Source organism: Chryseobacterium taeanense (assembly GCF_900099685.1).
Classification (GTDB): domain Bacteria; phylum Bacteroidota; class Bacteroidia; order Flavobacteriales; family Weeksellaceae; genus Chryseobacterium; species Chryseobacterium taeanense.
On record NZ_FNDW01000001.1, the window covers coordinates 34881 to 54864 of the forward strand.

Here is a 19984-nt window from a genome sequence, read left to right on the forward strand (position 1 = left end):
CGTAATCTCAGTCTCGACCTTAAGCTTGTCCTAAACGAATGTTTGTTCTATTGGAAAATACTTAAAAGACGAATTTTGTGTAAATGATTAAAAATCAAATCTTTAAACTTGAATTAAAGGTTGTTATTTTATTGTTATATTTGAAAATTCAGAAATTTTCTAGATTTTTTATGGAAACCCAAAAATATACTCCTAAAAACAAAGTAAGAATTGTTACGGCGGCCTCTTTATTCGACGGCCATGATGCGGCGATCAATATTATGCGACGTGTAATTCAAGGTACAGGATGCGAAGTCATCCATCTTGGACACGACAAGTCTGCGGAAGAAGTAGTAAATACGGCCATTCAGGAAGATGCTAATGCGATTGCGTTAACCTCTTATCAGGGTGGACACAACGAATATTTTAAATATATCTATGATCTTTTAAGAGAAAAAAACTCACCACAAATCAAAATTTTTGGTGGTGGTGGCGGTGTAATTCTGCCAGAAGAGATCGAAGACATTATGTCTTACGGCATCGACAGAATCTATTCTCCGGATGACGGCCGCGAACTCGGCTTACAGGGGATGATCGACGATTTGGTTCAAAAATCTGACTTTGCAACCGGAAAAGAGGTAGGAGTTAGTGATTTAGATTCAATCAGTTTTGAAAATTCTACAAGCATTGCTAAAATAATTTCTGCTGTTGAAAATTTCTCGGAAGAAAAACCTGAACTGGTAAAGGCAATCGACGAGAAATCAAAAGATTTAAACATTCCGATTATTGGGATCACAGGAACTGGTGGAGCCGGAAAATCTTCTTTGACAGATGAATTGGTAAGGCGTTTTCTACGTTCTAATACCGATAAAAAAATTGCAATTATCTCAATTGACCCTTCCAAAAAGAAAACCGGAGGCGCGCTTTTAGGCGACAGAATTCGTATGAATGCCATCAATGATCCAAGAGTTTATATGCGTTCGATGGCAACCAGAGAAAACAATGTTTCTGTTTCTCCGTTCATTCATTCCGCTTTAAATGTGTTAAAATTAGCTCATCCTGATGTAATCATTCTGGAAACTTCAGGTATCGGACAATCAGGTTCGGAAGTTTCAGATTTTGCGGATGTTTCTATGTACGTAATGACTCCTGAATACGGAGCTTCCACACAGTTGGAAAAAATCGATATGTTGGATTATGCAGATTTAGTGGCATTAAATAAATCGGATAAAAGAGGTGCTCTTGATGCGCTTCAGGCGGTTAGAAAACAGTTCCAGAGAAACCATTTGTTGTGGGAGCAGCCTTTAGATGAAATGCCGGTTTACGCTACAAAAGCTTCTCAGTTCAATGACCACGGAACAACAGAATTATACAATAGATTAATTTCTAAAGTAAACGATAAATTTGAAAATCTAAAACTTCAATCTTTTGTTGAACAGGAAATTACAGATGAGGTAACCATCATTCCGCCCAAAAGAGTTCGTTACCTTTCTGAAATTGTTGAAAATAACAGACAGTACGATGCCAATGTTGAAAAACAAGCTGAGCTTGCAAGAACAATGTATCATATTGAAGGCGTGAAAAAACTTATTTCCAATGAAACTTTAGATGCTGAATATCAGAAGGCTGAAAAGGAACTTCAACAGGAAAATATCGACTTCCTTAAAACATGGGATGATACAAAAAAAGCTTTCCACGAAGAGTTTTATTCATACTTTGTAAGAGGAAAAGAAATTAAAGTGGAGACTTCAACAGAATCTTTATCTCACCTTAGAATTCCAAAAATTGCATTACCAAAATACAACGACTGGGGTGATTTAATTAAATGGAAAGGCCAGGAAAATCTTCCGGGAAGCTTCCCTTACACGGCAGGGATTTATCCATTCAAAAGAACTGGAGAAGATCCTACAAGAATGTTCGCCGGAGAAGGCGGACCTGAAAGAACCAACAGAAGATTTCACTACGTTTCTGCGGAAATGCCTGCAAAACGTTTGTCTACTGCTTTCGACTCGGTAACATTGTACGGGCAGGATCCTGCTTTACCACCAGATATTTATGGTAAAATTGGAAATGCGGGAGTTTCAATTGCCACTCTGGATGATGCTAAAAAACTCTATTCAGGATTTGATCTCGTGAATGCTTTGACTTCTGTTTCAATGACGATTAACGGGCCGGCTCCGATGTTATTGGCTTTCTTTATGAATGCCGCTATCGATCAGAATGTTGAAAAATATATTGCAGAAAATAATCTTGAAGCTAAGGTTGAGGCTAAGCTTAAAGAAAAGTTTGATGACAAAGGTTTAGAAAGACCAAAATACAATGGAGAATTGCCTCCTTCTAATAATGGTTTAGGTTTAAAATTATTAGGAATTACTGGAGATGAAGTTATTCCAGCCGATGTTTACGCTGAAATTAAAGCTAAAACCATCGCCACAGTTCGTGGAACCGTACAGGCAGACATTTTAAAAGAAGATCAGGCTCAGAATACGTGTATTTTCTCTACGGAATTTGCTTTGAGATTGATGGGCGACGTTCAGGAATATTTTATTAAAGAAAAGGTAAGAAACTTCTACTCGGTTTCTATTTCAGGATATCACATTGCAGAAGCAGGCGCAAATCCGGTTTCTCAGTTGGCATTTACGTTGGCAAATGGTTTCACGTATGTTGAATATTATCTGTCAAGAGGAATGGATATCAACGATTTCGCTCCAAACCTATCCTTCTTTTTCTCCAACGGTATCGACCCTGAATATTCAGTAATCGGACGTGTAGCAAGAAGAATCTGGGCGAAAGCTATGAAACTGAAATACGGAGCCGACGAAAGAAGCCAGATGCTGAAATATCATATTCAGACTTCAGGACGTTCGCTTCACGCTCAGGAAATTGATTTCAATGACATCAGAACAACGCTTCAAGCATTGTATGCGATCTATGATAACTGTAATTCATTGCACACCAATGCTTACGATGAAGCGATTACAACCCCGACTGAGCAATCGGTAAGAAGAGCCATGGCTATTCAGTTGATTATCAATAAAGAATTAGGTTTAGCGAAAAATGAAAATCCGCTTCAAGGCTCATTTATTATTGAAGAATTAACAGATTTGGTGGAAGAAGCAGTTTATGCAGAATTCGACAGAATCACTGAAAGAGGTGGCGTTTTGGGTGCAATGGAAACGATGTACCAGCGTTCGAAAATTCAGGAAGAATCGATGCATTACGAATGGCTGAAGCACACCGGGGAATATCCGATCATTGGAGTAAATACGTTCTTAGGAAAAGATGGTTCGCCAACGGTTCGTCCGGGAGAAGTGATCCGTTCGACTGAAGAGGAAAAGCAGTTCCAGATCGAAATGCTTCATAATTTCCAAAAGTCAAATGAAGATAAATCTGCAGAAGCCTTGAAAACTTTGCAGCACGCCGCGATCAACCAGCAAAACTTATTTGAAGTGATGATGGATGCCGTGAAATACTGTTCGCTCGGGCAGATTACCAACGCCTTATTTGAAGTGGGCGGAAAGTATAGGAGAAATATGTAAGTTGGTAGCAGGACTGGCAATTTAAATAAAAAGCCGTAGATTTCTACGGCTTTTCTATTATGAAATTTCTGAAATTAATTTTTCCGAAATTTTAACAAAATCGTCCAAAGGAATTTCACCTTCATCAATATCATCAACCATTGAAGTTATATCAATTTCTGATCTTATTTTTGATTTATCATTTACATAAAATGTTTTGGTAACTTTATCAAGATAAAAAGTAAATGTAACTTCATCATAAAAATTCCCATCAATTTCTATTTGCTCATCACCTGTGTAATTCTTTCTATAAATATCAGATAAAACTTTCTTTATATTTGCCTTTACAGCTCCTTTATTGAATTTTAACTGAGTAATTGTTGTCCCTAGACTTGAGTTACTTGAATCTTCAAATAATTCTGAAAAACTAGTTGGAATAAGATTTCTATGAAGATTTACTTCTTTTAAATCTCCATTATTCATCATTTTTTCCATTAATTTAAAGTTTGGTGCTGAAGCAAGCTTAAATCTAATCTTATTTTCTCCTTCAAAACCTTTTTTCAACAAAAAACTATTAAAACAGTCTTCAAGACTTTTTTGAATACTATGGGTTGATTTTCTTTGCAATACAATATAACCTTCCTGCTTATTTTTAGGGATTAGAGCATAAAAATTCAATACTCTATCTTGAAGCTCTAATGAATTAACAGAATAATTAGTTTGATTTGTTTCAGGATCGTTAATATCAACAGGATCTCCCGTTGTTCCTGCACCAAATCTTCCAAAAACACATCTTTTTTCCTTGTTAATTTTATGAGGATTTCTCAAGGTGAAACTTTTGTCTTTTCCATTTTCATTAAACCTTTTAGTATTTGAAAAAAGATCCTTACAAAATTCTTCAAACAGATCTTGAAAATCAAGATTCCCAGGCAAGTTTGCCAAAAAGTGTTTTTCTCCGTTTCTATTTGAAACGAAGAATTTAAAAGTAGATACTTTATAATTCATAATTTTTGTTTCTTTTAAATTTAAAATTTGTATTAAATAATATTATTTTCATTTTTTTTAATATTATAATTACTCTAACGTGCGTGAGTGTTAAAACGAATTTTATTTTTGGAAAAAAGAAACATTTGAAGTATCTTTGCACAACAAAAGTAGATGAGGTAATCTCACTTCTTCTTAGATAATTTTGTTAAAAAAATTAGGGGTCGCAATCCAAATTAAAAACAAAATTTGATAAATTTTCCTCGGCTGTTTATTCAGCCTTTTTTTATATTTTCTTTCCCTCTGTACTATTTTTTTCTTTTGGTTAAAATAAAATATTCAATATCTTCATTTTTTTCTTTTCTTATATCGTAGATATAACTCTTATTCTTATAATCCAATCCTCTTTTATCAAAAACATTTTTTAAATTTATATAATAATACATCCCTGCTTTTGAAATTTTAAAAGCTCCATCTTCAGTTTGAGATGCAACCATATAAATACTATCATCATTTTCATTATTATTATTGAATCCTATTTTAAAATACGATTCTTCATTAATCCCCATGAAGTCTTCAGCACCAGAAGAGAAGCCCAGCTTTCCAGTTTTATGAATCGTAGCTTTTATAGAACCTCCGACTTTATTTGGATCTTCGAATGAAATAAAATCTAGAATACTCATATTGTATTTATTTTGTTACAAATATAGATAAAAAGTGTTAAATATCAAAATACATAAAATTATTTATTAGATACACATTTTTTATTTTACGGATTCCCATAATTTGAAATCAAACTATTTGTATGCTTACTTACAATATCGCTTGTGTCCTTAATGTAAATTATGGTCTGATTATTATTTAAATACTTACAAAAGTAACTAGGTAATTTAGATTTATTATTTTCGCAAAACAATTAATAGAATGAAACCCAAAGCCATCTTCAACTGGAGCAGCGGAAAAGATTCTGCATTTGCTTTGTATAAAATTTTAAAAGGAAACCAATTTGAAATCACCTCTTTACTGACAAGTATTAATAAAGAATTTCAAAGAATATCAATGCATGGCGTTCATGTCTCGTTGTTGGAAAAACAGGCTGAAAGTTTAGGTTTTCCGTTAATTAAAATGGAACTTCCAAAAGAACCCACGATGGAAGAATATCGCGAAATCATGAACAAAACCATGAGTGATATAAGATCCCAAGATGTTACTTATTCTATTTTTGGAGATATTTTTCTTGAAGACTTGAGAAAATACCGTGAAGAACAATTAGGGTCAATAGGAATGAAAGGCATTTTTCCATTATGGAAAATCAATACCACAGATCTGATTCATGAATTTCTGGATTTAGGATTTAAGACTATTGTTACCTGCGTAAACGAAACTTACCTCGATAAAAGTTTTGCAGGAAGAATTATCGATAAAGATTTTATTAAAGATTTACCTGGAAATGTTGATCCGTGCGGAGAAAACGGCGAGTTCCATACATTCACTTTTGATGGCCCGATTTTTAAAAATCCAATTAATTTTGAAATTGGTGAAATTGTTAAAAAGACCTATCCTAAACCAAAATCCGACCACGAAAGTCAGGATGAGGACTATGTTTTCTGGTTTTGTGATTTGATATCGTTATAAACAGAAAGCGCCCTCCTGAAATAAGGGAACTTTCTGTTTTAGGATTATTCAGTTCTGAGTGATGAAGTCTATTTTTTTTCTGTTGACTTTCCTGTTGCTGGTTTAGGATTATTTATGGTCAGAAAAAGACTTTTATTAAGTTCCTTTTTAGAGGAGTAAACAACATCGCATACATTTCCGGTCAAAGTATAAGTCCCTTTATTTATTACGATGAAATTTTCACCTTTTGCCGGGACAGCCATATTGTAAAAATCTTTTCCCTGAATCTTCAGAACCAGATTACAATCAGATTGATTTTTAAATAAGAGAATTACTTCTTTGCTGTTTATGTCTTCATTAAACATGGCATTAAGGAGTTTTACGGTTTTGTCCTTATGTTCCTGGGAGGTCGAAGCAATCAGACGTTTAAATTCCTCTGCCTCTTCAGAGTTTGGTTTTCTGATGGCATCACTTGGGATTTCTGAAATAATAGGTCTGGTTTCCATAGGTTTAGCGTTCTTTTTTCCTTTGGTCCATTCGGCATTTTTTAATGCGATAAGCTTTGGTTTCAGGACACTTCTTTTCGGATCATCAGGATATGTTGTTGCCAGATAGTTTTCGATTTCCTTGATGTCTGTACTTTCTAAAATGTTTTGGGAACTACTTTTAACGCTTGTGCTTTTGCAGGAGAAAAGCGTGCATAACAAGATAATAAAGATGCTTTTTTTCATAACTGATTTTTTAACTGTGTTTTATATAAATAGAAGTATAAGGATGTACGGCTACATCCTTTATGTAAGGCAATAATAATTGCTTAAAATACGGTAAGCTAAATTTGCTGTGCTGTGTGTTGTGTTTTTTTCATCATTTTTTTTGTTTTTAATTAATTCTGAATTTAATGTATGTAATTGTTTTCCCTTTTGCAGAAAATAATTCTTCGTAATAGGTTTTGATATCTCTTAAATGAGGTGTATTCGGGTCGTATTCCGGAGCTCCGTAAATATCATGGTGTGCAGTGATGATCTCATACCCGGCTCCCTGTAAGAAACCAAGAGTATAGCCGTGAAGAAATTCGGAATCTGTTTTTAAATGAATGATACCTCCGGGCTTCAGGAATTTTTTATATCTGTTTAAAAAGTCGGGATGTGTGAGCCTGTGCTTCGTACGTTTGTATTTGATCTGTGGATCGGGGAACGTGATCCATATTTCATCCACTTCATTTTCACCGAAGAAATAGTCTACCAGCTCGATCTGGGTTCTAAGAAATCCCACATTGTGCATATTGTTTTCATGGGCTTCCTTGGCTCCGAACCAGAATCTGGCCCCTTTAATATCGATCCCGATAAAGTTTTTCTCAGGAAATGTTTTAGCGAGTCCTACAGAATATTCTCCTTTACCACAACCCAATTCCAGAACGATCGGATTATCATTCTTAAAGAATTCCGTTCTCCATTTTCCTTTAAGGTCAAAATCATTCAGGGCATCCTCTCTTGTTGGCTGAATAACATTTGGTAAAGTCTTGTTTTCTGCGAATCTTGCTAATTTATTTTTACCCATAAACACTTCTAAAATTCTGCAAAAATAGCAAATTTTATAAAAACTTTGTTTAAATGATAAAATTAAAAGTAAGATTTATTTTTTCGATGAACTGCCGAGAGCAACCATTAAAGGCTTCTGGATGGTCTTCTGAGAAGCGTATTGAGCTCCGCAAACAATACTTGTAAAAAGATAATCACCCTTTTGCACCACAATAGAATTGTCACCGTGTGCCGGAACAGGAAGTCTGTATTTTGTGATGCCTATTCCTTCAATCCTTACAATGATATTGCAGTCAGATTTATTCTCAATCATCACAATACATTCCTTAGCATTGGGGTCATTATCAAAAAGTGAATTTAATATTTTAACGGTTTTATTTTTGTGCTCAACAGGATTTTCTGCCATGAGCATATTAAATTCCGAAGCTTCCGTGTCAGGAATTGCGGCTGTTTTTACGGATGGTGCGCTGGCAGTTGGCGCTATATAAACATTTTGAGGATTGCTTGGTGTATAAACAATCGCAGATTGACCTGCCTGTAATTCTTTCTGGTATTTTGCAATCTGCTTCTTCCTGATATTGGCATTCAGTTCCTCAAAAGATATTTTAGTGGAAGGTCGTCTCCTGAGCATGGCAAGCCAGTCCTGCATTTGTTTTACTCTTGTATCACCTGGCTTAGCATTTTTAATGTAATCTTTCATCATCTCCATAACGCGCGGTTTCAGTACAGATCGTCTGGGGTCGTCCGGATGGGCATCTCTCAGAAATGCATTGATCTCGTAGATATTTTTACTTTTTAAAATATCACTGTAGTCCTTACTTTTTTTTTGAGCTGAAATATTCACAAAGAGAATTGCGCTGAAAATCAGAAGTATCTTTTTCATTTACTATATCAAATTAAGATGATCCTGAAATATAACGGAAATTAAGCGGTTTTCTGCGAAATGAACTTAATTTAAAACATAAAAAATGCATACTGCAATTTACAATATACAATATACATTTTGGAGGCTTATGGGATTGTGTTATTTTATAATTTCCTGAAGGTGCGAATTTCTGAGTCTCCGCTGATAAATAGGCAGATACTTTTCTATCGGAATTTTGACCGCTTCAAAGTTACCGACTATAATATAAGGTTCTATATTTTCTGATGTATAGACAAACTGCAGGAAGTTGTCGATAAGATTTTCAGGGATTTTAAATTTGGTAAAATAGTCTTTTCCGAGATAGTTTTTGATTTGCGTTACCGAACTGTTCATCTTTTCGTACGCCAGATAACGTTGTTTTTTCTTTCGTTCACCGGAAAGAATATCATAAATGCTTTCCAGACTGAAGGTTAATCCTCCGTCTCTCAATCCGGCAACAGGTAATTGCGGAGACGTGCCGTCTCCTTTAGGCTCGGGCAGTCCAATTACTTTTTTTATAGCCAGCGCCTTATCATCCTTTTTGATGGCATTTACATCATATCTAAGATTTCCGGTAGGCTTAAATCTGTTGATAACAACCTCCTGAATGTCATGATACGCTATCTTCAGTTCTATTAAATTTCTTTGCCCGATCATTTGAGAGGTAAGCTTTATGTCTTTTCTTTCCGTAACAATAGAGGTAAATCGTATCACATCGCCCGCATCGGCGGTAATATTAAAATCACCATTAAAATCACTGAGAACGGTCTTCTGAGTAGTAAGATTGGTGATATATACCTGATTAAGATATAAAGTGGAATTATCTCTTAAAAAGACTTCACCGGAATATGACTGAGCGTTAATTTTCGTCAGAAAAACCAACAGCAATAGAGTAAATAGCTTATTCATATAATTAGGGCAAAATTACGCAGAATTGTATCAATTTATACCTATTTTAGTAGTGAAGACAGGTTAAAATTATATTAAACTTTGCCTAATAATTGTTAATGAATGTTATAAAATTTATATCAATTTTGGTTTTGACTTAATAATTTTTCACAAGCAGCCAGCTTGAATATTTTACGGTTGTCTTTCCTCCGAATTCAGTCCAGCTGATGAAATACCAATAGGTTGCAGTATTTACGTGTCTTCCGGTAATCATTCCATCCCAGATAAATTTGTTAGTGGGAGTTCCTCTGAAAACTTCAGCGCCATATCGGTCGAATATTCTGAATATGATATTCTCATTATTCATTAATGACGAATAATCAATCGCATCGTTATACCCATCCTGATTAGGTGTAATGGTGTTGATGAGGTTGATAATCACAAAATTCATTGTCACTTCATCGCAACGGTTGGAGTCGCGTACATGAACTGTGTGGTTTCCACGAGGCACATTCACAAAAACATTGGAATTCTGCCAGTTGAATCCATCTAAAGAATATTCATAAGGAGGTGTTCCTCCACTTACCGAGATGGTAACGCTACTCCCATTTATCTCAATCATTGAAATAACCGGAAGTACAGACTCTGTAACGGTTACATTCTGCCTGTATGTACAGCCTTCAAAAGTAAGATCTACCCAATAGTTTCCGGGGCCAACATTGCTGATAGAAGGTGTTGTAGCACCGGTATTCCATGTATAGCTGTCAAATCCGGGACCTGCATTCAGTACCGTTTGGGTATTAGGACAAATTACTTTACTCATCAGGACATCAGAATGCTTCGGTGTTTTAATATTAATAACAATGGAGGCGATATTCGGACAAGAACCGGGTTTTTCAAAGCGTATGTAAATGGTTTGGGTTCCTGTGATATCCATTGGGTTTAAAGTGGCTGAAGTATTGTTTTGCGCATCCGCTAAAGTAAGATGAAATGTTGCTGTCACCAGAGGATCTGTAGTAAACTGACTGATATACGTCAGCAGATCAATTGTTTTTGTACCGTCCAAATTGTCATCGCATACTGTAACAGAATGGGTTGTTTTAATGAGAGGAATTTTAGCTCCAATTGTAAAAATGAGAGGTTTGATTACTGGTGCACATCCATCCGGAGAATCCACTCTTAGGTATATGGTTGTGATGGCTGTATATGACCAGTTGTTGGGAAGGGTATTGTTGTTTCCTGCATTGGCATCATTAAGGTTTCCATAATATCTCACTCCGGGAAAATATCCGGGGTTACTGAGTACAATAGGAGTAATGTTCGATAAAATTACATTGACAATACCATCCAGATTGTCATCGCAAAATGATCCTGTATAGTTATTGACGATAGTAGCATAAGGATATAAATTAAGAGTAATCTGTGCGATATTTTTACATCCCAGATTATTTTTTACCACCGCATAAACAATGGTACCGTTGGCAGCGGGATATGTGGACGGAGCTGCTATATTGGTTCCGGGAGTTTCATTCTGCGCAGCCGTTAAAGAAGGGTAATAGGTTATAGTTACCGGTGAATTACTGGTAACGACAGCAGATGTTAAATCAAATACTCCCTGTCCGGATCCGTTGTCGCAGGCAGTAAGGCTTGCATTGTTTACAGTTATGGTCTGTATATTAATTGTCACAGTTACCGTTTCACAATCCGGGAGATTAGGGTCGTTTCCACAGAAAGTGTAGGTAAATGTATCTGTCCCCGCTGTTCCTGGGTTCGTAACAGTATAAGTAATCACTCCGGTAGTAGCGTTCACGGTTGCAGTTCCCAGAGTCGGTGCCGTAAGAATGGAAACCGTCGCAGGAGCAGGCGTTTGTGCAGAACCTGTAAATGCCGGTGTAATGGTTTTTGTGGTACACACATCATAAGCAATTGATGAAAGTTTGGTACAGTTAAGTACTTTAAACTGTTCGGTCACTAATGGCGCACAGCTTCCCATGGTTACAGAACAAGTGTAATATCCCGATTGGGTAGGGGTGATCGATGGATTTGTAGCTCCCGGGATGATGTTTCCATTATTGTACCATTGATACGTGTCGTAAATAATAGGGTCTACCGTAAGAACAATTCCGGGTACGCAGTCTCCACCAGATTTTAAAATCACCGGCTGTGTAGGAAAACCTGCAAAAAAACCTCCGTATCCCACAGCGTCACTTCCTGCATTTATTCCTGCCATGATGGCTTTAGAAGATACGACCGTGATTGTTCCTGTTGTATTTGGAATACCGTAGGTTACCCAGTTGTTGGTTCCCGTCATATTGAAAGGGCCTGTGGTGGCGGGAGGAGTAACGCCGTTTACCGTCAATACGGCATTGCGTTCCGTAATAAGATTTAGTTTGGTGGGAATATTCAGGATTCCTGTCGGGTTTCCGTTAGAATACACAAAATTTTCATCAATAAAACCAAGTTCATTAATCTGTTTGGGAAGATAGCAGTTGATTGCAGGAATAAAATTAAAACCTCCGGTTGCGACTTCATTTCCTACAGTACCTGCGCCTGCCAATACCTGATAGATATAGGCATTTTTGGAAGTTCTGATATATAAATTATAATGCCCATTTCCCTGAAGCTGATATTTTGAATCGGGAATCATAAAATATTGCCCGATGTTTAGAGTAGCAATAGGTAGTGTTTCGTTATTTACCCGAACTTCTGTATTGTTTTCAGTGGCGATAACAAGCGCCCCTTCCATATTGGCTCCGATACTTCCGTTACCTTTTACAAGGGCGAATTCGTTACCAAGTCTTTCCACGGGTACAGACTGATCCATAAGAATATCTGAGCTGTTAGGAAAATTACCAGCATACTGGCCATTGAAATTACCATTGGTAACGTTTACCGGTTTATTGGAAACTATTTTAGCTCCGATGAAACCATCAGCATTTCCTGTAATATTTCCGATACCGTCAATAATATATGATTGACCTTTGTTTAAAGTAAAAGTCATTGTGGGATTAGTTGTTCCTGTCGTCCCGTTAGAAAACTGTACCGTAGGTTTATAGCCTGAAATCGTAATGGTTGTATTGTCTTCCGTTGCCAGTACACTTGTCATGAAGTTCAGGATAGTGTTGCTTACCGTGATCGGTGCATTGGCAGCATAAAAAAGTTGTCCTGTGGACGGAATCCCTTTTGAGGTGATGATTTCCGCATGGTTGAACACAGAAAACCTTAAGTTGGCATAAAACGGAAATTCTGCCTTTACATAAAGACCTTTTGTAGTGGGGGTAAATAAATCGGTCTGTTGTGTTGTAATGATGTACTCTCTCGGAATGTCAATTTTCTGAGGATTCCCTTTACTTATATTCACAGAAGCAATTAAAATATTATTATTGTAAATACTTACCGGGAATGGGATCGTGCGGTTTGTGGAAAGGTATAATTTCTGAAAAGGATTTGAATTTCCCGTTCGGTCTATCATAGGGGCAAACCAATGTTCCCTGTCTAATTGTGCAAATGCAGAGGTGAAAAAATAAAATATAAATAAAAAAGATAGAATTTTCCTCATTCAGATATTGCTTTTGTCACAAATTTAATAATAAAATGCATTACCTTGCTGAAAATATACAAAAAACCACAACCGAACGTTGTGGTTTTTGTATATATAAAATATTAATCGATATTTTTACCAAAGTCCATCCGAAGAAAATTCACCAAAAAGATGTAGTCTCGTCCGTATTGGGTATCATGCATCGTGCGGTGTAAGCATCTTTCTTCGGGCGTAGCATACGGCTTACATCGAGCGTCAAAAGACCATTGCATCGGACGTTGTAATGCTCTTGCATGGTACGAGGTAAGAGTTTCTCTAAGGAGAAAGTTATTTAAAATGTATGACATTAATAAATAATTACTGTCAGGCATAAAAAAAGCTGCCATGAAGGCAGCTCGATATTATTTGTAATAGCTTTTAATCAATATTTTTTACTAATATCCATCCGGTATATTTTATCGGAGTTTTCTCTTTATTAGGTTCATTCCAGTTGATGTGATACCAGTAGGTTCCGGTAACGATTTTTTTGTCATAATGTTTTCCGTCCCACTTATAATTATTGAACTTATCTCCTGTGAATATCTTGTTTCCATATCTGTCGTAGATCACAAAAGAAAGATTTTCTTTGTAGGCAAGTTCGCTGTAATCAATGAAATCATTTTTGTTGTCACCGTTCGGAGTAATGGCATTGATGAGATTCGGAACCGTTACTTCAACGAATACCGGTGTACAGTTGTAGGTGTCCTTTACATAAAAAATATGCTGTCCTCTTGTAAGCCCCGTAAATACATTTGAATCCTGCCAGTTGGCTGGTGAATCTACCGCATATTGGTAAGGCCCTTTACCACCTGTTACATGAACGGTTACTGTATTGTTTGAAATTTCGATTTCAGTGATCACTGGAGCTTCGGCTTTCTTCACATATACAAACTGTTTCACGAAACATCCGTTATCTTCAAGAATTACCCAATATTCTCCTACGGTTGCACCTTCGAGTACCTGTGTTGTTGCGCCGGTATTCCATTCATAAGATTCATATCCCGGACCTGCATCAAGGTTTGTTCTTCCATTGATACAGATGATTTTATCTGTCAGCACTGCAGATCTGTTAGGAGGAATTACCTTTAAATTAATTTTTGCAATAGTGTAACACTGATTGCTGTTATAAACTCTCACAAAGACAGCGCCATCTCCCGAAATATACATGTCGGAGACAAGTATTTCGTTGGTTCCGTTGCTGGCATCTACAAACGTAGGATAATATTTTTTGGTAACCGGGCTTTCGGCTGTTACAACGGCACTGGTAAGGTCGAATTTAGCTTTTGCTTCATCAGTTTCCAGGAAACATTCGCTTAAGGTAGCTTCATTTACCACAGGAGAAGGAAGGAAAGATAATGTTATTTTGGCGTTTCCGACGCAGCCCTCGTTGGTGGTAACTTTTACATAGACATAACCTTCTGTGGAAAGATAATTCGTAGGATTATTAATTTGGTTCGTATTTGCATTAAGATCTGCCAGAGTAGGATAAAACTTCTTTGTCACTTGGCTATATGTCGTAACATTAGCCGTTGTAAGATCAAAGTAACCTTTGCCATTGTACTGGCATGCTTTAATCGTTGCATCTGTCAGGATAAAAGGAACAACATTCAGATTTAATGTTACGTGTTCGCAATCAATAAACTCTGTAGCATTTCCACAAAATTGATATACAATAGTATCTGCTCCGATATATCCCGCGTTCGGAATATAGGTGATCTGTCCCGTAGCAGGGTTTAAGGTTGCTGTTCCGTGAGTAGGATACGTGAGGATGGTCACGGTACTTGCTACCGGTGTCTGTGTGGTATTGAATGAAAATTCTGGCACAATTACTTTGGTGGCACAGGCATTCAGATTGGCTGTCGTGTTTCGGATACACGAGAATACTTTGTAAACAGGGGTTGTTACCGGCGGGCATGTTCCCATTGTTACTTTTACGGTATAATTTCCTGCCTGTGTAGGCGTATAAACGTATTGTGTTGCTCCGGGTATGGCAACGTCGTTCAAATACCATTGATAGGTTTCGAAGCTGTCGTCTACTTCAAGCACGATTCCCGGAACACATTCCCCTGTTTGCTTGGCAATTACGGGAACGGATGAGAAACCTGCGAAATATCCTCCGTATCCTACAACGCCACTTCCTCCCGCAATACCTGCTGTTACGGCTTTTGTAGAATTTACTGTGATATTGCCTGATAGCCCCGGAATAGAGTAGGATACCCAATCCGTAGTTCCCTGAACAGGGTATGGCCCCTGTGTTGCAGTAGGCGTAATTGGTGTTCCTGTGCCGATGGTATAGGTAACGGTAGCTCCAACTTCCGTCAGAATGTTGAGTTTAATATCATTTGTAACGCCATTCAGATCGTTGATATAGGCAATTTCATCAATTTTCCTGGGTAAAAAACAGTTTAACGGTGGAATGTAATTGTATCCTAATGTAGCAATACTTGTTGCCAGACCTGCAAGAAGCTGATAAACATATACATTTTTGGATGTTTTAATGTACATATTATAATGTTCGTTACCTTGATTTATATAATTGACATTATTTGCAGGAGTCCCGGCATTTGGCCCGTTTACTCTGTAAAATTGTCCCTCATTAAGGGTTGCTACAACTGGTCCGCCATTGATGCGTACTTCTGTATTGTTTTCGGTAGCAATGATCAGAGCATCTTCCATCAGAGCAGATACGTTACCATTTCCTTTTACCAAAACAAATTCATTTCCTAATCGGTCTACAGGTACAGCTTGATCCATGATAATATCAGAACTTCCTCCTACACTTCCCCAGGAAAACTGACCATTAAAATTACCATTGGTTACAGAAATTGGCTTGTCAGATTCTATTTTAGCGCCTATGAAACCTGTTGCATTTCCAGACTGGTTTCCGACACCTTCAATAATATAGGATTGCCCTTTATTGAGAGTAAAAGACATAGAGGGAGTATTGGCTCCGGTAGCACCGTTAGAGAATATTACACTGGATGAATATCCTGAAACCGTAACAACGGTATTGTTTTCCGTTGCAAGAATTCCTGTCATAAAATTGTAAATGCCTCCCCCGCTAACATCTGTAATAGGGGCTGCGGCGGCATAAAACTTTTTACCAATTCCTGCTTTTCCTTTAGACGTTATAACCTCTCCGTGACTGGGAATAGAAATTCTTAAATTAGCATAGTAAGGTTTAGAACCTTTTGTATAAATACCCTTTGTAATGGGTTTGAAAAGATCAGTTACCAAGGGAGTAATGATGTTAGAATTTCCACTTGTAATCGGAATATTATAGATTACCGGGTTTCCTTTTACAATCGTTACAGTATTGATTACTGTATTATTATTATAAATATCTACATCAAAAGGTACTGTGGAATCAGTGGAAAAATAAATGGATTGACTGTTTGTTCCCCCGGTTAATCCGGTATTATTCTTCATCGGCGCAAACCAATGTTCTGTGTCTCTCTGGGCAAAAAGAGTATTAACTGCCAAAAGCATTAATACGAAAGATAATAGAAATCTTTTCATATGGAATGGATTATGATTTCTACAAAAATAAACTTTTATTCAATACTTTATCAATAAAACATAAAGAAAGTTAAATTTATTCACGATTTTTAATTAATAGCCAGCCCGAATATGAAACTGGTAATTTTGTGTCAGGCTCTGTCCATTTTAATAAATACCAGTACGTTCCTGTCGGTAAAGGTCTTCCATTCAGCTTTCCGTCCCAGATGTAATTTTTGTCAGTAGATTTATAGACAGGCGCTCCGTAGCGGTCTACCACTTCTATAGAAACATTTTGTTTGATTCTGAGATCTGAATAGTTCAGTGCATCATTAATTCCGTCTCCGTTAGGGGTAATCGCATTGATAAGGTTTAATACTAAAAACTCTTTAATAACCGGAATACAACGGTCGGCACCTACAACATAAACAGTATGCATCCCCCTTGATAATCCACTAAATACGTTTGATGTCTGATAATCTATTCCATTTAAAGAATATTGATAAGGAGGCGTGCCTCCTGAAACAAAAACAGTGGCATTGTATCCTGAAACTTCGATTTTATTAATCACAGGAGCTTGTTCCGTTGTCACATTTACTAATTGATGATAAATGCAACCGTTGAATTCAAGATCCACATAGTAATTACCTGCGCCTACTGTTATCGCCTGAGAGGTTGCTCCGGTACTCCAGTTATATGATGTGAAGCCTGGGCCGGCATCTAAAGTAACCTTCTGATCTGTACAAACAACCTGGTCTTTTAATACATCTGATTTTTTAGGAGTTTTTATGTTGATAGTTAAAGATCCTGTACTAGGGCATTCCGTCGCACTGGTGAATCTTATATAAAAAGTAGTTGCTGCGTTGATGGTTTGTGTAGGCGATATGGCATTAGTACCTGCCTGAGCATTCGCAAGGGTGTTGTGGAAAGTAAGGGTAACACCTGTATTTGTTGTAAACAGGTCTTTATAATAATTTAAATTTACACTTTCTGAACCATTAATATCACTGTCACAAACTTCAGTATTGGCTACTGTGGCAAGCAGCGTAATTCTATTGCCGATTTTAAAATCGATCTGCCCAAAAGCCGGCGGACAGCTTCCTGTAAGTGCATCTACGCGCACATAAACTGTTGTATTGGCAGTGTAGCTCCAGCTGGCCGGTAAGTTATTGGCATTGCCTGCATTAGAATCTGTCTGAAGCAGATAGTACCTTACGTTAAAATTAGCCGGGTTTGTTACAATAGCTGAGGTAACGGTGGAAAAATTAACATTAATAATCCCGTCGAAATTGTCATCACAGAGCGTGGCATTAAAATTACCGGTATTGACACTCGGAGACGGAGTGGTTGTTAATGTAATCTGAGCCGTTTTTGTACACCCATATTGAGACGTGACATTAGCATAAATAGTTCCTGCCGGCCCGTTATAAGCTGCAGGATTAGCAATCGGAGTTCCCGTTAATGCAGCATTTGTGAAATACTGAACTGTAGTTCCGGAATCTGGAGTAACACTTACTGAGGTCAGAGCAAAGGTTCCATTTCCGTTTGCATCTGCACACGATGTTAAAGAACCGTTTGCTGTTTGTAAAACGTCTATGTTAACAATCACTTTAAAGTATTCGAAATCAAATGGGCTACCGTTGCCTTCGGCATAGTAGATAAAGGTGTCGGTGGCATCTGCTGTAAGGCCACTGTTAGGAGTGTAAGTAATTTGTCCTGTCGCAGGATCTACGTTTGCTGTTCCTGATGTTGGAGGCGAAATAATACTTGTATGGGAAGGGACAATTGTCTGAGTTGAGGTGGTGAAAACTGGAGAAATTACTTTCGTATTACACGAGCCTATATTATAGGTTGTGGTGGTAATAGGCGGACACAAAGTATAGTCATAGCCAGTGGTGAGCTTAGATTCACAGTTGTTTTTAGTCACGAGACAAGTGTATGTTCCGGCTCCGTATAATTCAGGATTGATTGAATATGAAGTTGCGCCGGGAATAATATTTCCATTCAGGAACCACTGATATCCGTCGTAAGTATTGTCTACCTGCAGCAGAATTCCCAGATAGCAGTCTCCTGTTTTTGAAATTACAGGCACTGATGAAAATCCTGCGAAATAACCTCCATATCCCACGGCTCCACTTCCAGCTGCAATTCCGGCTGTGACTGGTTTTGTTGAGTTCACTGTGAGAGTTCCCGAAATACTCGGAATAGAGTATGTTACCCAGTTCGGATTTCCGTTTACAGGAACGGGCCCGTTGCTGGCAGCAATAGGACTTCCATTTAATGTAACGGTTGCACCTGTTTGAGTAATGATGTTGAGTCTCGTGCTGTAGGTCTGGTTTCCTATTCTGTTAATAAACCCGATTTCATCAATTTTATTAGGGAGAAAACAGCTTAGTGGGGGGATAAAATTCATACCTCCCGTAGGATATTCATTTCCACCTGAAACTCCTGCCAGAAACTGGTATATATACACATTCTTATTGGTGGAAATCCCCATATTGTAAATACCGTTTCCCTGATTGACATAATTGGCGCTTGGAATCATATAGTACTGTCCTTCGTTCATTACGATTCCCGAGTTTACTCCATTAATGGTAAGCTGCGTGTTGTTTTCAGTAGCTATGACCAGTGCTGATTCCATTTGAGATGCCACGGATCCGTTACCTTTTACGACCACAAAATCTTTCCCAAGCCTGTCGACAGGAACTGCCTGATCCATAAGAATGTCATTATTGCTAAGACCATTTGCGGGATAATGCATTCCGTTAAAATTACCATTAGTAACAGAAATGGGTTTTGTGGCTGTGATCTTAGCACCGAGTAACCCATCCAGATTATAAGAGCTGTCTACAGCCAATGCATCCATTATATATGACTGTCCTTTATTTAAAGTGAAAGTTTTAGTAGGAGTAGATGAGCCATCAGAGAAAACAACATTTGGATTATATCCGGAAACCACGACTGTTGTATTGTCTTCAGTGGCCGTAACTCCGATTGTTGAATTTATTATAGGAACACTTACAAATGGTGAATTGCTGTTATTGGGTGCCATTGCTGCATAGAAGGTAGTGCCTAAGCCGGCAAGGCCTTTTGATGTAATAATTTCTGCATGGTTCAGCATGGAGAATCTATAATTGGCAAAGAATTTTTTGGAACCTTTTACATACATTCCCATAGTATTCGGGATGAAAAGATCCTGCTGATCTGTAGTAATCAGAAAAGAGTTGGGAATGGTGACCTGGATAGGATTGCCTTTACTTACCTGTACTGTAGTATATAAAGTGTTGTTGTTGAAAATCTGAACATTGAAAGGAGTTGTTTCATTTGTCGAAAGATACAGGTATCCCTGCAGTCCGTTGTCTCCGACTTTAGATGCCATAGGTGCAAACCAGTGGTCTGTATCAAGCTGAGCATTAGCTAATAAGCAAAGAAAAGTACAAATGGCTAGTAGAAGTTTTTTCATGTTTCCCTATAAAGAATG

General features: G+C 37.4%; 11 protein-coding genes. 2 read left to right on the top strand and 9 right to left on the bottom strand.

Annotation, left to right across the window (positions count from 1 at the left end; genetic code table 11):
- Positions 1 to 170: 170 nt before the first annotated feature.
- Entirely contained in the window at positions 171 to 3518 is a 3348-nt protein-coding gene (locus tag BLR30_RS00185) for a methylmalonyl-CoA mutase family protein (protein ID WP_089854556.1), read from the top strand.
- A 57-nt stretch (positions 3519 to 3575) separates the two neighbouring features.
- On the opposite strand, the gene BLR30_RS00190 is transcribed toward BLR30_RS00185, so the two are convergent.
- Positions 3576 to 4502 carry a hypothetical protein gene (locus BLR30_RS00190; protein ID WP_089853022.1) on the bottom strand — a complete coding sequence of 309 codons (927 nt, stop codon included), beginning with the start codon at positions 4500 to 4502 and terminating at the stop codon, positions 3576 to 3578.
- Positions 4503 to 4789: 287 nt separating this feature from the next.
- On the bottom strand, positions 4790 to 5164 hold the full coding sequence (locus BLR30_RS00195) for a hypothetical protein (protein WP_089853024.1): 375 nt from the start codon (positions 5162 to 5164) through the stop codon (positions 4790 to 4792).
- Between the two features lie 241 nt (positions 5165 to 5405).
- On the opposite strand from BLR30_RS00195, the gene BLR30_RS00200 reads away from it, so the two are divergent.
- Positions 5406 to 6116 carry a Dph6-related ATP pyrophosphatase gene (locus BLR30_RS00200; RefSeq protein ID WP_089853026.1) on the top strand — a complete coding sequence of 237 codons (711 nt, stop codon included), beginning with the start codon at positions 5406 to 5408 and terminating at the stop codon, positions 6114 to 6116.
- Positions 6117 to 6184: 68 nt separating this feature from the next.
- On the opposite strand, the gene BLR30_RS00205 is transcribed toward BLR30_RS00200, so the two are convergent.
- The 7 genes from BLR30_RS00205 to BLR30_RS00235 form a co-directional block, all read right to left on the bottom strand.
- Positions 6185 to 6826, bottom strand: a complete 642-nt coding sequence (locus BLR30_RS00205; protein WP_089853027.1) for a DUF6759 domain-containing protein — start codon at positions 6824 to 6826, stop codon at positions 6185 to 6187.
- Between the two features lie 148 nt (positions 6827 to 6974).
- Complete coding sequence (gene trmB, locus BLR30_RS00210; protein ID WP_089853029.1) at positions 6975 to 7652, bottom strand: tRNA (guanosine(46)-N7)-methyltransferase TrmB; 678 nt, start codon at positions 7650 to 7652, stop codon at positions 6975 to 6977.
- A 75-nt stretch (positions 7653 to 7727) separates the two neighbouring features.
- Positions 7728 to 8516: a DUF6759 domain-containing protein gene (locus BLR30_RS00215; RefSeq protein ID WP_089853031.1), complete on the bottom strand. Its 789-nt coding sequence runs from the start codon at positions 8514 to 8516 to the stop codon at positions 7728 to 7730.
- Positions 8517 to 8657: 141 nt separating this feature from the next.
- Entirely contained in the window at positions 8658 to 9446 is a 789-nt protein-coding gene (locus tag BLR30_RS00220) for a hypothetical protein (RefSeq protein ID WP_089853032.1), read from the bottom strand.
- 136 nt (positions 9447 to 9582) lie between these two features.
- Complete coding sequence (locus tag BLR30_RS00225; RefSeq protein ID WP_089853034.1) at positions 9583 to 12984, bottom strand: T9SS type B sorting domain-containing protein; 3402 nt, start codon at positions 12982 to 12984, stop codon at positions 9583 to 9585.
- Between the two features lie 399 nt (positions 12985 to 13383).
- On the bottom strand, positions 13384 to 16524 hold the full coding sequence (locus tag BLR30_RS00230) for a T9SS type B sorting domain-containing protein (protein ID WP_089853035.1): 3141 nt from the start codon (positions 16522 to 16524) through the stop codon (positions 13384 to 13386).
- Between the two features lie 76 nt (positions 16525 to 16600).
- Entirely contained in the window at positions 16601 to 19966 is a 3366-nt protein-coding gene (locus tag BLR30_RS00235; RefSeq protein ID WP_089853037.1) for a T9SS type B sorting domain-containing protein, read from the bottom strand.
- Positions 19967 to 19984 lie beyond the last annotated feature (18 nt).